The 14,420-nt window shown below is 65.9% G+C and carries 13 protein-coding genes, 1 pseudogene and 2 riboswitches; of the genes and pseudogenes, 1 reads left to right on the top strand and 13 read right to left on the bottom strand.

What is annotated here, in order from left to right; genetic code table 11:
• Nucleotide 1 precedes the first annotated feature (1 nt).
• The 6 genes and pseudogenes from BARAN1_RS05280 to BARAN1_RS05255 all read right to left on the bottom strand — a co-directional run bounded on the left by BARAN1_RS05280 (nt 2) and on the right by BARAN1_RS05255 (nt 4,964).
• On the bottom strand, nt 2-748 hold the full coding sequence (locus tag BARAN1_RS05280; protein ID WP_157959499.1) for an SDR family NAD(P)-dependent oxidoreductase: 747 nt from the start codon (nt 746-748) through the stop codon (nt 2-4).
• Nucleotides 749-759: 11 nt separating this feature from the next.
• A complete protein-coding gene (locus BARAN1_RS05275) occupies nt 760-1,506 on the bottom strand; it encodes an SDR family NAD(P)-dependent oxidoreductase (RefSeq protein ID WP_157959498.1) in 747 nt (248 codons plus the stop codon).
• A 34-nt stretch (nt 1,507-1,540) separates the two neighbouring features.
• Nucleotides 1,541-2,278, bottom strand: a complete 738-nt coding sequence (fabG, locus tag BARAN1_RS05270; RefSeq protein WP_122031513.1) for a 3-oxoacyl-[acyl-carrier-protein] reductase — start codon at nt 2,276-2,278, stop codon at nt 1,541-1,543.
• A gap of 14 nt (nt 2,279-2,292) precedes the next feature.
• A complete protein-coding gene (locus BARAN1_RS05265; RefSeq protein WP_162297755.1) occupies nt 2,293-3,270 on the bottom strand; it encodes a 3-oxoacyl-ACP synthase III family protein in 978 nt (325 codons plus the stop codon).
• Nucleotides 3,271-3,438: 168 nt separating this feature from the next.
• Nucleotides 3,439-3,765, bottom strand: a pseudogene (locus BARAN1_RS06875) (Zn-ribbon domain-containing OB-fold protein); the annotation flags it as partial.
• An 11-nt stretch (nt 3,766-3,776) separates the two neighbouring features.
• Nucleotides 3,777-4,964: a thiolase domain-containing protein gene (locus BARAN1_RS05255; RefSeq protein ID WP_231944248.1), complete on the bottom strand. Its 1,188-nt coding sequence runs from the start codon at nt 4,962-4,964 to the stop codon at nt 3,777-3,779.
• 219 nt (nt 4,965-5,183) lie between these two features.
• On the opposite strand from BARAN1_RS05255, the gene BARAN1_RS05250 reads away from it, so the two are divergent.
• Nucleotides 5,184-5,399: a hypothetical protein gene (locus BARAN1_RS05250; protein ID WP_122031509.1), complete on the top strand. Its 216-nt coding sequence runs from the start codon at nt 5,184-5,186 to the stop codon at nt 5,397-5,399.
• A gap of 281 nt (nt 5,400-5,680) precedes the next feature.
• On the opposite strand, the gene BARAN1_RS05240 is transcribed toward BARAN1_RS05250, so the two are convergent.
• The 7 genes from BARAN1_RS05240 to BARAN1_RS05210 form a co-directional block, all read right to left on the bottom strand.
• Nucleotides 5,681-6,967, bottom strand: a complete 1,287-nt coding sequence (locus BARAN1_RS05240; RefSeq protein WP_122031507.1) for a TetR/AcrR family transcriptional regulator — start codon at nt 6,965-6,967, stop codon at nt 5,681-5,683.
• Nucleotides 6,968-7,096: 129 nt separating this feature from the next.
• The gene (locus tag BARAN1_RS05235; RefSeq protein ID WP_122031506.1) at nt 7,097-9,982 is read right to left on the bottom strand and encodes an SdrD B-like domain-containing protein; all 2,886 of its coding nucleotides are present in this window, start codon (nt 9,980-9,982) and stop codon (nt 7,097-7,099) included.
• 69 nt (nt 9,983-10,051) lie between these two features.
• Nucleotides 10,052-11,059 (bottom strand): dockerin type I domain-containing protein, encoded by a 1,008-nt coding sequence (locus BARAN1_RS05230; protein WP_122031505.1) that lies wholly within the window; start codon nt 11,057-11,059, stop codon nt 10,052-10,054.
• A gap of 23 nt (nt 11,060-11,082) precedes the next feature.
• Entirely contained in the window at nt 11,083-12,006 is a 924-nt protein-coding gene (locus BARAN1_RS05225) for a hypothetical protein (RefSeq protein ID WP_157959496.1), read from the bottom strand.
• Between the two features lie 76 nt (nt 12,007-12,082).
• Entirely contained in the window at nt 12,083-12,592 is a 510-nt protein-coding gene (locus BARAN1_RS05220; RefSeq protein WP_157959495.1) for a hypothetical protein, read from the bottom strand.
• A gap of 46 nt (nt 12,593-12,638) precedes the next feature.
• Nucleotides 12,639-12,717, bottom strand: a riboswitch (cyclic di-GMP riboswitch).
• A 157-nt stretch (nt 12,718-12,874) separates the two neighbouring features.
• Nucleotides 12,875-13,336, bottom strand: a complete 462-nt coding sequence (locus BARAN1_RS05215) for a hypothetical protein (protein WP_122031502.1) — start codon at nt 13,334-13,336, stop codon at nt 12,875-12,877.
• A 14-nt stretch (nt 13,337-13,350) separates the two neighbouring features.
• Nucleotides 13,351-13,426, bottom strand: a riboswitch (cyclic di-GMP riboswitch).
• Between the two features lie 121 nt (nt 13,427-13,547).
• Nucleotides 13,548-14,420 (bottom strand): TRAP transporter TatT component family protein, encoded by an 873-nt coding sequence (locus BARAN1_RS05210; protein ID WP_122031501.1) that lies wholly within the window; start codon nt 14,418-14,420, stop codon nt 13,548-13,550.

Raw genomic sequence — 14,420 nt, 5'->3', positions numbered from 1 at the left:
ACTACATCACCAGCCCACCGTTGGGACTGAGCACCTGGCCGGTGAAGAAGTCGGCCTCAGGGCTAGCCAAGAATCGTACGAGCGCAGCGATCTCGTTTGGCAACGCAAACCGCCCAAGCGGGGTTCGCCGGAGAATCTGCTCCTTAAATTTCACGTCTAGCTTAAAGAGCATCGGGGTTTCCACGTATCCAGGAGCAACAGCGTTCACGCGAAGGTTGTATCGGGCCACCTCCCGTGCCAGTGTTTTGGTGAGCTGGGCCACGCCTGCTTTGCTTGTGCTGTAGTGGATGGCGCCCGGGGTAGGCATCAATGCGGCGACCGAGGAGAAATTGATGATGCGACCATGCCGATGTTCCTTCATCCAGCGGACCGCTTCCCGGCAACAGTAAAAGGTCCCGGTAAGGTTGACCGTTATCACCCGATCCCACTCCCGGTCCGACATATCATCAATGAAGGTTGTTGCACCCATGATCGCAGCGCAGTTCACAAGAAGGTCCAATCGGTCACATCTCCCTCTCAGAACGGAAAAGAGCCTCGTGACCCCAGCGCTGTCCGCAACATCCACGCAGTGTGCCTCTGCCGCCCCACCTCCACGGGTGATCATGCCAACCGCTTCTTCGGCCCGGTCCTGATCGAGGTCTGCCAAAAACACGCGTACGCCATCCGCACACAGGGCCTCAACGATCGCCCGGCCGATGCCCGATGCACCGCCGGTCACCAAAGCTGTAGTGCACACGTAGGCGGCCACGCTTCCTCCCATCATAGGTCCCGAAATCGTTCGTACGCAGCTCGAGAGCGTGCTGTTGGGAAGATGACGAACGGATCCGCTCCGATCTGCTCCACCGTTCCCTCGGCCACGTCCTCTGCGGTGTCCATCAGGCAGCGCAGCGGAGCGGCAACTACCTGCATCTCTTCAGCCCCCACCCCCGTTTCAAAGAAGCCCGTGTCGGTCAGATGTGGGCACGCTACCTGTACAGATATCCCCGTTCCCTCAAGGTCTCGGCGGAGGCCCCTACTGAGTCCGACTACGGCGTGCTTGGCTGCCAAGTACGCCGAAACGTTCGGTGCATGGGCGATCAGTCCGCCGGTAGAAGCTACGCTGACGATGGCTCCCCGCCCCGTAGCGCGCATAAGCGGCAGCACGAGTTGTGTCATGCCGAACACCGCCATGAAGTCAACCTCCATCAGAGCGCGCAGATCGGCCTCGCCTGTCTTGTCAAACGGGGCGTAAAGACCGATGCCAGCGTTGTTCACAAGAACGTCAATCCGCTCCCATCTCTCGACTGCAGCGTTCACGAGACGCTGGCGGTCCTCGGAGACGGTGACATCGCAGGTGACGACCATAGTCTCCCCGGGACAGGTGACTGCCACTTCGGCAAGCTGTTCGCCTCGCCGTGCCGCAAGTGCCACGTGGGCACCGCGCTTTGAGCAGGACCGCGCCAGGGCAGCACCGATCCCCGAGCTGGCCCCGGTGATGATCACAACCTTGCCGTTTAGTCGGCTCATCATGAGCCCCTGAGTCCCTCTGCTACCCTCAGCCTCATGTGATCAGTCCTCCGTCAACGCAGATCACCGCTCCATGGACGTACGCGGCCTCATCGGAGGCGAGGAACAGGAAGACGTTTGCGACCTCGCGCGGCGTTCCCAACCGGCCGAGGGGGGTCTTGTCACGCATCATGCCGAGCACCTTCTCCGGAACCCCTTCGGTCATCTCGGTGCTGATGAACCCAGGGGCGACCGCGTTGACGTTGATCCCCTTCCTGCCGAGTTCCCGTGCCCACACCCTCGTCATCGCTATCACGCCGGCCTTGCTCGCCGCGTAGTTGGTCTGACCGAAGTTCCCGTACAACCCTACAACTGACGCCACGTTGATGATGCGCCCACAGCCCTTCTCGATCATGTATGGGGCCACAGCTTGCGTTACGTTGAACGTTCCCTTGAGGTTGACGTGGATCACCCGATCGAAGTCGGCCTCGGAAAGTTTGGTCAGCTGGCCGTCGCGGACAATCCCAGCGTTATTGACGAGGACATCCACCACTCCAAACCTCGCTATGGTGGACTCGACCATCATTCGGCATGCCTCGCGATCGGTGATGTCCGTTCGCATGAACAGCGCCTCACGGTTCCCCTGCCTGATTTCGGTAGCCACTTCCTCACCACGGCTGTCCACATCGGCCACAACGACCTTCGCCCCCTCCCGGGCGAATAGCAATGCTGTCTCACGGCCGATGCCCCGTGCTGCGCCAGTGATGATCGCCACCCTTTCCTTCAGCCGCATCTGCTCCCCCCTTCTCAGCGCCATCGAAACAACGCCGTCGACAAGACGAATCCCGCGCCGGAGGTGCAAAAGGCTACGAGATCGCCTGCGGAAAGCTTCCCTTGCTCGACAGCGTCGTACAGTGCCATGAACACCGACGCTGAACCGGCGTACCCGAACCGATCAGCCACCCAGTGGGTGCGATCCATCGGTAACCCGAGTCCCTCTAGTGTGATGCGGACGGTGCTCAGGTCCACCTGGTTCATCAGCACGAGGTTCAAGTCGTCGGGCGTGCAGTTGGCGACCCGGAGCGTCTCTCGCAATAGGCGTGGCCAACGACTACTGTTGAAGTCTGCCGGCACACGGTGCCCGTTCTCGTGAAACCGCAAACAGTGCCGACGTGTCTCGATCATGGTCGGTGTCGGCGGCTGACCCGTACCGAGGTAGATCCCGTAGGTGTCCCAGTAACTGCCCTCCGTGAGCATCTTGGAGGATAAGTATCCCGCCTCTTCCGATGGGGAGAGGACGACCGCTCCCGCTCCGTCGCTGAAGAGCATCGCCAGAACCTTGGACACCGATTCGCCGTATGGGCGCCAGTCAAGCCATTTAGTCATCCCATAGGCGCCGATAACCAGGACATGGTCAATCCCCGGTTCTAGAGCGATATAGTGCGCTCCAAGCGCCAACGCGATCGTCTCATCGGTGCAAGCGGCGTTGATATCGAAGGCGCCAGCGTTCGTCGCGCCCAACTTATGCTGAATCACAGCCGATGTGGGAGGACTGATGAAGTCTGGTGTATCGGTAGCGAGGATGATCAAATCGACGTCCTCCGGAACGAGGCCAGCTCGGAGCAACGCCTCCCGTGCTGCACGCACCCCCATGTCGGATGTTGCCTCGTTGGGGGCTGCCCGGTACCGCACGCCGATCCCCTTCTCCGCCAGGTATGACTCGACGTCGTAATCCATGATCGCGCTGAGGTCAGCGTTGGTAACTCGCTCCTGTGGGAGATACATCCCTACGCCCGAGATCCTTGCCGTCCTACCACCGTTTCGCATCCCCAATCAGCGCTCCCCGCTGTACAAGGTCACAGTCGCCCGGCCGTCCGGCAGGATCTCTGGGCGCGGTTCCAGCTCCATGCCAATCCGGATCTCCTCAATGGCTAGGCCGCGAATCCATCCCATGACGCGGAGCCCATTGGCCATTTCCACGATTCCTACCGCAGCTGGGCGGTAGGCATACGAGGAGAAAGGTGCGACTTGCGACAGGTCCGGGGTGAAGTGGCGTGGCGTGACGAATACCGCGGTGTGCGTGAGAAGTCGGCCCTTGCCTGTGATTGGAACCCACTCGAATTCGCTCCCCAGACACCGGGGGCAGTCGCTACGAGGGGGGTACGATGTTGCACCACACGTCGTGCACCGGGAGGCAAGAAGTTCCCCGCGTTCCAGCCCATCTGTGAACCCTCTGACCTTGGTGTGCTGAACCAGCAAACTGAAGTCCCGAAACTCCATTCCTTCCTCCCTCACGACCGGCTGAAGATGTGGACAACCGAGTGTTGCCCGCTCCCACCGACGTTGTGAGACAGCCCGATCTCTGCCCCAGGGACTTGCCGTCCGGCACCAGCCTCTCCTCGCAACTGCTTGACAATCTCCACAGCCATAGCCACCCCAGTAGCTCCGATCGGATGCCCCTTTGACTTCAACCCCCCATCCACGTTAACTGGGATTTCACCCTCAATATACGTCCGTCGCTCCTCGATCAGCTGCCCTCCTTCGCCACGTGGACAGAATCCCAAGTCCTCGTAGGCTACGATCTCCGCGATTGTGAAGCAGTCATGAACAACTGCCACATCAATGTCCCTAGGTGTGACATGCGCCATCTCGTAGGCTTGACCGGCGGCTTCAGTGCTCGCTTCCAGTGTGGTCAGGTCCGCACGGTGAGCGATGTTGAGGGTGCCGGTGCCGAGGCCCAACCCTGTTAGCCAAATCGGGTCGACGCGAAGGCGCTTGGCCGTTGTCTCCGTGGCAAGCAGGACCGCTGCGGCTCCATCGGAGATCAAACAACAGTCGTACAACTTGAGCGGATCAGCCACCACGCGCGAACTCAACGCTGTGTCAAGTGTGATTTCCTTCTGCATGTGGGCGTATGGGTTCAGCGCGCCATAGTGATGGTTCTTCACCGCGACGGCTGCCAGCTGTTCTTCTGTCGTTCCGTACTTTGCCATGTGCGCACGGGCGAGCATCGCGTAGTACCCGGGGAAGGTCATGCCGAAGGGGTACTCCCATACTGTATCGCCAGCACGGCCGAGTACTTCTGTAACCGTCGGGGTGGGAACCTCCGTCATCTTTTCTACCCCCACCACCAATACGAGATCAGCTAGCCCAGACGCGACGTTCATCCATCCCGCGCGAATCGCCATGCTTCCCGACGCGCAGGCACCCTCGGCCCGGAAGCTTGGTCTGGGATAGAACCCCAAGTAGTCCACGACCTGGGCCGAAGGTTGAAGAGAGAAGCTGAGTTCGTCCGACGCAACTGCGACGATCATGGATTCGACGTCAGCCAGCCGCACGGTTGCGTCCTCAAGGCACGCCTTTGCGGCTTCGAAGGCTAGTTCTCGCAGGGACGCATCAGAACGAACGCCGAACCGGGTCAGTCCAACGCCAACGATCCCAACCCTCGCCCTCTTGCCCGCAGTCCGCCTCGTTGCCACGCGCCGCCCCCTTCGCCTCGCCAGGCACGAAGGACCGGCGCCAGCACCCACGGCTCCGGCGGTTCGGGCCCCGGCCGGGCTTGCTATGACACCTGAATCACCTGTCAGCATAGCGCTAGCCGAGGCCCGTGTCAACCCCCCGAGTTGCCTCCGTGACGGTGTTACCGGACGGGGTGTCGGTTCCTCAGAATTCGGGTTACCGAAGACGAGGAGGTACCGATGACCCACGCGAGCGTGGCGGAGGTGGTGGGAGCACTGTGCGCCCGCTACCTGCGTGCGAGGCGCGGCGACAAGACGATGATCCTCGACGAGTTCGTGGCCCTCACCGGGTACCACCGCCAGGCCGCGATCCGCGCCCTCCGGACCGGAAGGAAGCCCAAGGAACGTCCTCGGGCGGATACCCCGGATGTGAGACGGCGCTCCGTTCCTGCCTAAGATCGCTCTGTGCTGGAGCGGGAAGAGGGACTCGCCCTTGCCCTGGAGACGCCGAGGCCCCTGGTCCAGCTGAACCCGGCCACGATCGACCGGCTGCTCTCCACCCACCGCTCCCAAAGCCAGGAGGCGGTGCGGGAAGCGATCCCTGGGATCCGGGAGCGCCTCCCGTTCCCGCTACGGGGTTCGGCTCGGACAACGACGCAGCGTTCCGAGGAGGGGATCCAGTTCCCTCGGGCGGGAAATCGCCCCGCTACCATGTGTTTTGGGACATCACGCCCAGACTAGTAGTCGCAGGGGACTTTGGTAGCGTGAGGTTCCTTCAGGGCCCCGTACAGGATCAGACTGATCAAGTCGGGGAGAGCCTTCTCGGCTGGTTTCTCCCCTCCCCACAGTTCCCACCGCTGGCCTGCGAAGTGCCCGATGCCGAGGAGAGTGTACGCCAGGACCTCTGGGTCACAGCGGCGGATCTCTCCGCGGTTCATGCCAGCGGACAGTCCCCGCGCGTACCCTTGCGCAAGGCGCGTGTAGTACCATTTGCCAACGTTTTCGTCCACGAACTCCGCCTCCCGGACGATGCGGTATGCCCCCGGGTGATCACGCACCCAGCGCAGGAACGAACGGAATCCCTCAGCTTCAACCGCTCGTCGATCCACGTGGTGGGCCACCGCGAGACTCTGTCGGTACCGGAACTCTCGGCTGATCTCCCGCACCAGCTCGCTGAAGATGGCGACCTTGCTCGGAAAGTGGATGTAGAACGTGCCTTGGCCAACCCCGGCCAGATAGGTGATGGTCGAGATCGTGGTCTGGTGGAACCCTGCTTGGCCAAACGCCCGTTCGGCAGCGATGAGGAGCGCGTGTCGGGTGGCTTCCCCTCCTTCCAGCCCCTGCGGAGATGGCGCCGCTGCGCTGTCTTGAACAGACCCCGACGCGGGTTCCCCTCCGTACTTGATCGGGCTGCGATCGCCTGCGATCCCCTGTCGGATGAGATCCGCCCCGACGCGCCGCGCCTCCGGGGGAATGGCCCTCCCCTCCCACATCACGTACCGCACTGCGAGGAAGAACACCGCCCCCAGGACCGCGTACGCGACCACCTCCGGGTCCAAGTCGCGAAACGCCCCGGCCGCGATGCCGGCCTCCAGGACAGAGATCAGTTCGGCACACACTGCGGCATAGAACCGCTTCGGGATCTCCGGGCGGACGAACTCCGCCTCGCGGAACACTTGAAAGAGGCCTGCATTCTCGGAGATAAAATCCAGTAGGGCGTCGTACGCACCAATGAGCTGTGCGCGCGGGTCGGGGTTCGGAGCAGTGCTGCTCCGCAGCGTCGCGACGAGGTCATTCTGAAGAGCCTCCACCAGGTTGACGTAGACCTCTTCCTTGCTCACGAAGTAGAGGTAGAAGGTGCCCTGGGCGAGCCCCGCCCGCCGGCAAATTGCGGACACGGAGGCCGCCTTGTACCCCCGCTCGCGGAACACCTCCTCCGCGCCGTGGAGGAGGCGCTCCCGCGTCGCCCGGCCGCGGTCCGTGCGCGGCAGACGGCTGACTGTCTTCTCTCCTGGTGCAGCCATGCTACGCCTCCCTAGCAGCAACCCATCGCAATACCTGAAGCGGATGGAACTCGCGCGATCCGCCCGAGGAAGTGAGGCGAGTGTACACCATGGTAGAGGCTCCCCGTCGGCGCCGCTGTGGCTTCCCCCTCAGGGAACCACCGAGATGAGGAGCTCGGTTTTGCCCGTCAGGTCCTTGTCGTCGGTCACGACGAGGGTTACGAGGTAGAACCCGGGTTCGGGGAACGTCCACGCCACGCGGACGCCCTCGGCATCGAAGGTCCCATCAGCGGTGAAGTCCCAGCGGTAGTTCACGATCTCCCCGAGCGAGGCCCCGCCGTCGAACGTGATCGGCTGCCCCGCTTGAGGGGAAGTCGGCTCCCACGTGAAGTCCGCCACTGGGGGCCGGTACACGACCACCACCGGCCGCGGCTTCTGCCAGGCCCCGAACAGCACTTCCTCGCTCTCACCCGGCCCCAACCCCACCACCACCGCGACGGGCGTGGTGAGCTCGTACCGCTCGGGGAGGGAGGTCGCGTCCACCCTTACCCAGTACTCGCCCCCCGGGAGGTCGGGGAACGAGAACGCCCCCGTTGGATCCGAGAGGGCCTCCCCCACGTCCACCCCGTCCTGGGCGAGGACCACGCGCACCCGCCCCAGCCCCGGTTCCCCACCGTCGCGGGATCCGCTCTTGTCCTGGTCGTCGTACACCACGCCCGCGATTTCCCCCAACCGCTTGCACGGGATGTGGACGACCGTCCGCCCAGCGAGCGCGACCTCGACCTGGAGAGGGAGCTCTACCTGGGCCCGGAACCCCGCGGGGAGGCGCCCGATGGCAAGGCTGTACGCTCCCGGAGCGAGGGGAGGGAACAGGAACCGCCCATCGGCCCCGGTTGCGACGCGGGTCCCGTCCATCTCGAGCACCGCCCCGACGATCCCGAGCTCGCCCGGGTCAAGGCGTCCGTTCCCATCGTCATCCACGAACACCACGCCTTCGATCCACCCCCGGGCGGGGAGGAGGGGGGGGGTCGCGATGAAGGCGTGCTCGAACCTGAGTTCCGCGTAGAGGGAGCTCGCCTCACCGGCGGGATCCCACCGCACCTCAAGGCGGGGGGTGATCGAGCTTGCGGGGGAGAGGGCAACTGGGATCTCGATCCCCACCCTTCCCCCATCGGAGGCGTGGCGGAAGCCAAGGGCCAGCCCCGCCGGGGTGAGGACGTCCACGCTTGCCTGGCTCACCACCGGGGTCGCGCCTCCGTCACCGATGGAGGCGACCTCGGTCAGGCTTAGGGTCGCCTTGGTCTGCCCGAGGGCGAGGGTGAACCGTTGGGCATACTCGTCGGTCCGCTGCCAGGAGATGGCCGCGAGGTCCTCCTCCCACCTCCACCGTCCGCTCAGCCGGAACGCGAACGAAGGGTCGGTGACGGCCAGTGCCAGGTCGAGGATGCGGTTCCGCCGGTCGAGCGCGGGGCCAGGGCCGAATCCCTGGCTGCGGCGGACGGTGGTCGTCGCGAACAGCGCCAGACGCGACCCCGACGGGGACCAATCCACCGCGGTGGTGAGGTCCGATCGGACCACGGTCGGGACGAGGGCGACCCCGAGGACATTGTCCCTCTCCCAGCGCGTCATGAACCGCAGCGCCACCGCGTCCGCCGCGAGTTGCCCCGCGAAGCTGATCCCCGCCCGGTCCGCCCGCGGGCTGGGGAGCCGCGGCCCCACTGCGTAGGCATCGGCCTGGAAGGAGAGGGTCGCCCCCGTCCCCGCGGTGAGGCCGACGAGGACCCCCGCCTCCCGATGCGGGCCCGAAACTGCGATCCCCCCCTCCCCGCGCAGGGTGAGGCCCTCCCCGAGGTGCCCGGTGATCCAGAGAGAGCCGGCGTGGAGGGAGTCCGTCCCTCGCGTTTCCCGCGCCGCCACCCCGAGCTCCCCCCATCCCCCCCGCCATGCCCCGCGGATTCCGAATCTCCCCTCGTCCCCCTGCCAGCCGGTGAGGAGGGCCGCCTCCCCCCTCTCGCTGGCGACGCCGGCGCACATCCCGCTTCCCCCAAGCGAGAGAAGGAGGGAGGAAAGATCGAGGCCGACCTCCCCCGCCTCGACCCAGGCCCAATCCTGGAGGTAGCGCAGTGAAAACCTTGCTAGGCTGTACGGATCCGGCCCCCAGGGCCCGGTGAGCTGGAGGTGAAGGCCCAGTTCCCCGCCCAGGACCTCCCCACCCCCGGACAGGGTCAGGAGCGACAGCCGGCGCCCGGAGAGGGGGTCGTACCCGAGCCTCCCGCCCAGGCGCATCTCGAGCGCGGAGAACACGGTGCCCACGATTGCCTCCGGCCCCGGGGGGAGGATCGTCGTGAACCACGCGGCCCGGGCCTCCGCCCCCTCGGTCGAGCGGACGGTCACGGTGAGGAGGTCGCGCCCTGGTTCGGCCGAACTGGGGAGGGAGAGGAGGAGCTCGATGGTCCCCTTCTCCCCGGGGCGCAGGGCGAGCTCCTGGGGCTCGATCCGCACCGGCCAGCCGTGGGCGGAGGAGGCGGCGACGAGGAAGCGGTCGAGCCCGTTCCCCCGATTGAGGACCGTCAGGGTGTAAGCCACGGTCGCTCCCGGCTCCCCTTCGCCGGCGGGCGGGGGGATGAGCCCGACCGCGGCCATGGCGAGGACGTGCACCGTCGCCTCGGCTACCGCCTCGCCGCTGTCCCAGGCTGCCTTCAGGCGCACGATGTGCGCGCCGGCCACCGCGGTGCGGGGCACGACGACCGTCACGAACAGTGCCTCCTCATCTCCCGGCCCAAGGGACACGATGGGAGGAAGATCGAGCGTGCCCCAACCCAGAGGGGCATCCGCGCTTAGCTCGACCACCACGGTGGATGAGGTTGGGTTGGAGACCGAAAAGACGTGGATCGCCACCTCGCCCGGGGCGACGGTGCGGGGGGGGGAAACGAGCTCCAACGCGATCCCTGCCCCGGCTGCGAGCCCCATGCCGACGAGGAACGCTCCGAGGCCGAGCCCAAGCCCGATGCGTAGGCACACCCGCCACGTTCCCATCTTCGTGACTGTAGAGGGCGAGAGGGGGGGAGGCGAGGAAGGAGGTGCGGGGGCGAGGGGAAGTGCTGCCTACGGCACGGGTGCGGCAGCGAGGAGCGCCATCAGGGCCTCCACGTCCGCCTCGTCCACGCGGCCGTCGTTGGTGAAGTCGAACGCCCGGGCATTGCCCTGCACGGGCGCGCTCGTGACATGGGTCCGGAACAAGGCCACGTCCTCTTCATCGAACGTGCCATCCCCGTTTGCGTCCTCGTACAGGCCATCGCGATCGAGGTCGCCCGGCACGGTGCCCCCGGAGAGGGGGACGAGGGACAGGGGTCGCACCCGTAGGTAGGCCTGGGCGGCGAGGATCTCTTCCCCTCCCAGGTCCACCCGCGCCACTACGAGGTACGTCCCGGGGGTGGGGCGCAGGTCCGTCTCCACGATCACCCATCGGCTTGCCCCGGGGAGGCAGGGAACGGGAGCTGGTTTGACCTCGGCCACGCGCTCCCCCACGGCGTCGTAGATCTGAACCTCCACCCGGACCTCGCGGAGGTTGGTGGGCCCGGCGTTGGTGAACTCCACCCCGAGCCAGAGGGGATTCAGGCCGCGGAACTCCATCCTCCGCACCTCTCCTTCGGCCGGGGCTGACCCCACCGTGGCGTAGACCTTGATCCCGATCCGCTTTGCGACCATCACCGTCGTCCCCTGGTGCTCCACCGGCCGCGGCTCGCCGTGGACGAACACGATCCCCCAGTGGGTCCCCGGCGCGGCATTGGTGGGCACGTGCAGCGTTCCCCCGATCTCGCGGGTCTCCCCGGGGCCCAACGTGAAGGAGCCAGGGGCTACGGTGAGCCAGGAGCAGAGCGAGCGGGGGAGCGTCCCGGGAGGGTAGAACCTGTTCTCGCCCATCTCATCGCGGTCCCAGTCGCCGGCGTAGACGAAGAAGGTCTCCGGGGCTTCCGTCTCATTGCGGGCGGTGAACGAGAACGTGTACGCCTGCCCTGGAGCTACCGAGAGGTCCACTTCGAGGAGGTTCACCTCGAGGCCTGCCCCCGAGAAGCTGGCGAGAAGGATCGTGATCCAGAGGAGCTTTCTCATGACCGAAGTATACGCGCCGTCGTCTACGGTGTGGTCAGCGTGTAGGTGAAGCGGAGCTCGTACGTGCCGGGGACTGTGGTGTCGTAGTCCACCCGGACCCGCAGGCTGACCTCGAGCCACAGGCCGCTACCCGCCGCCCCCCGGGCCACCGTGTGGGACGCCGTGGTCAGGCCAGTGTAGCTCGTCTGAGAGTCGGTGGTCCCCGGGCCCGATGCGTTGACCCGCCACTCGAGGTGGGAGGAAGGTTTCCCCGGCGGGGCCTCCGACCCGGTGTAGGTCCAGGTCGCGGCGTCCGCGGCTACAACGAGGGACCATGCGGTGGGGCTCGACACCGTGACCCTCTGGGCGGGGGAGATTTCCTTGTAGCCTGCGTCGTAGTGGGCGAGGGTCAGCGCCCCCAGATCCACGAGCGGCGGGGTCACAATCAGGGTCTGGGCGATCTCCTCCCGGTAGTGGACCCGCACCGCTACCCAGTCCAAACGCGAATTGTGGGTCGCCCGGATCCGCACCTGGAACGCTCCATCGCCGAGCTCATTGGGTGCCCACGTCCGCCCCCACGTGTCGGAACTCCCCCCTGCGACGTAGTTCTTCCAGCTGGCCGGCATTGGCCCCACTCCGTAGCCCGTGGCGGTCCAGCTCACCCCGCCATCCCATGACAGTTCCACCTCGAGCGATGAATTGGTGGGGCCGTCCTTGCGGGCCGTGAAGAGGACCTCGATCCCCACGACCTCGCTCCCCCCGGGAAGGGAGATCCCGTAGCCCTCGTAGCTGTGCTCTTGCCCGTGAGAAGCGACCGCGTAGCGTCCGTCGCGGTGGTAGGCACGGGGGCCATTCGTGAACTGCCCCATATCCGCCGACGGGTCCATCCACCCCGTCTCTTGGGCCAGTCCCGCCAGCCCCACGAACAAGAGGAGCAGGCCCAATAGCTGCCGCGTGCGGTTCATCATGTTCCCCCGTCTTCCCACGAGAACAGGAGCAGCCCGGATTCCGCGTGAACCCGGGCTGCCCATGGTTGTGCCCTCATTACGGGGCGGTGAGCGTGTAGGTGAACCCCACGCTATAGTCGCCGGCCGGGTCGTTCTCCCAGCTCACGAGGACCCGGAAGTCCATCGAGAGTTGGATGTTCCCGCCCCTCGTGCCAGCGGCAACCTGGGTCGCTCCGCTCGTCAGCCCAGTGAACGTGTTCTCGAACGAGGTGACGCGTCCATCCGAGGTCACGGCCCGCCACTGAAGGTCGGTGGAGGGCTTCGCCCACGGACCGGTCCACGTCGCAGCGTCTGCGGCCACGGTCAGGGTCCAGCTCTTGTTGCTCCAGATCTGGATCCCCTGTGCCGTATAGAGATCCTTGAACCCTAGATCGTAGTCGTCTTCGGTCAGGGCACCGAAGTTGACCGTGCTCGTCGTAAGGGAGAGCCGGATCAACGTCGGCACCGTGAACTGAGCCGTCGAGCCCTGTGTCACTTGCGCCATCCCTGCCACGCCCACCAGCAGCCCCAATGCCAACATGCCAACCGTAAGCGTACGAACCTTCATCACTGCACCTCCAAGAAAGTTTGAATTGTCCTTCTCTTGGAGGCGTTTCGGCAACCCAGCCATCTCCCTCTGGGAGACCTGTGGCTTTGCGTCCCCGGGTCGCCCCGGGTTTGCCTGTTCGGTCACCTCGTTGTGTCCAGATGCCGTTGTCCCTTTCCGTAGTGGCCTTGCTTCGGCTTTCACCTCCGTCTCTACTCTGGCCCGATCGTACACGGGCTCCCCGCAGGCTTTCGGCCAGCGTCCATCGCCCCACGCCGCGTCCGTCCTCGAGCATGGGCCCACCTATCCCTCGATCGTGTACACCAGGGTGAGCGAGCTCTCACCGCTCCACCCGGCCTCGCCCCAGGCTACCCGGTAGTCGAGCACGATCTCGTGCACCCCGGGCGCTCCCTGGGCGAGGACCAGCCCCTCCGGCCGGACCGGCCGGTAGTCGTCACGCCCGACGCGGGCCTCCATGGCCCCCTCCGTGAGGAGGTCGCCCGGCCGTGCGACGAGCGTCCACGGCACGTTGCTACGCACCACGAGGACGACTGCTCTCGCTAGCTCAATGCCCCCTGTGGTGGGGGCCGCCCCAGGAGGGATCTCCACTGAGACCGAGACCTCTCGCCCCGTAGCGCTCGTCCCCGCCACGGAGAGGCGGGAGAGGGAGGGGATCGTCAGGGCAGCTTGAGCCCCCGCTGTTTTTTCGCTCCCCCATGTCAGGACGCTCCCCGCCGCGAGGCCAATCATCACCAGCACAACCATTTTCCTGACCATGCTTCGGCAACCCAGCCATCCCTGAGGGACCTGTTGGCTTTGCGTCCCCACGTTGCCGTGGGTTTGCCCTTATCGGACGGTCGAGGTCAGTTGCCCGGTGCCACCTCCCCTCCCCCGAGACGGGGGTAAGTAAGTGATTGCATTATATGCAAGTTCGGTCAACCGACAAGTGCATCCATCACGTTCACGGGGATGAGCCTCAGGGACAGCGTTCCGGGGGCTCCGCGCGGAGGGCCGTGGCTCGGGTGAGGGCGAGGTGGTTGTAGAGGGGCCACCGCTCCCGCTGGGCGGGGTCGTCCCCGACGGCGAGGGCTACGTGGAGGAGCCGGCAGAACGTGTCCCACTCGCGGCGCGGCTTGGCATAGAACTCGGCCCAATCCACGTAGTTCTGGACGAAGGCCGGATCGAGCTCGACAGCGCGGGCGAAGTGGAGGCCCGCCTGGGCCTGATCGCCACCGAGGAACCCCGGGGTTTGGGCGAGGAAGTTCGCGAGCGCGCGGTGGGGCCCCCCGCCCCAGTATGCCTCGTCAAGCTCCACCGCCCGCGTGAACGCGGCGAGCACGTCCCGCGTTCCCCCGAACAACGCCCGGCCGTAGTCGTAATTCAAGCTCCGGCCGAGGTTGTTCCCGTACCAGAAGATCGCCCCAACCTCCGCGGCCGCCCCCAGGGCGGCGCGGAACCCGTGGATGCCCTCCACGCGGGCGAACTCCGGATCGAGGCGCAGCGCGGCAAGGCCCGCCGCCTCGCCCGTCGCGTACGCCGCGCGGCGCTCCCCGTCCGGGAGGTACGCCTCGGCGAGCTCGAAGTAGGCCCGGGACAGGCGGACGAGCACCGCCTCCCGCTCGTCCACCGTCAGGTCCGTGGCCGCCAACACCTCCTCCCACAGCGAAATCGCCCCCCGGAGGCGGGCCTCGTACGCCGTGAACTCAAACGCCCCATCCCACCGGTTGTAGAGCGCCTCAGCGGCGGCGAGTTTCTCCTGCGGGGAGGTTCCGCTCCCCACGACGCCCAGGGCGGCCACGAGGGCCACCGCCCCCGCTCGCCAGAGGCCCCCATTCCACGCGGCGCGCAT

Source organism: Candidatus Bipolaricaulis anaerobius, assembly GCF_900465355.1.
Taxonomy (GTDB): Bacteria; Bipolaricaulota; Bipolaricaulia; order Bipolaricaulales; family Bipolaricaulaceae; genus Bipolaricaulis; species Bipolaricaulis anaerobius.
The sequence above is the reverse complement of the archived record's forward strand: the minus strand, read 5'-3'. Positions and strand labels throughout refer to the sequence as shown.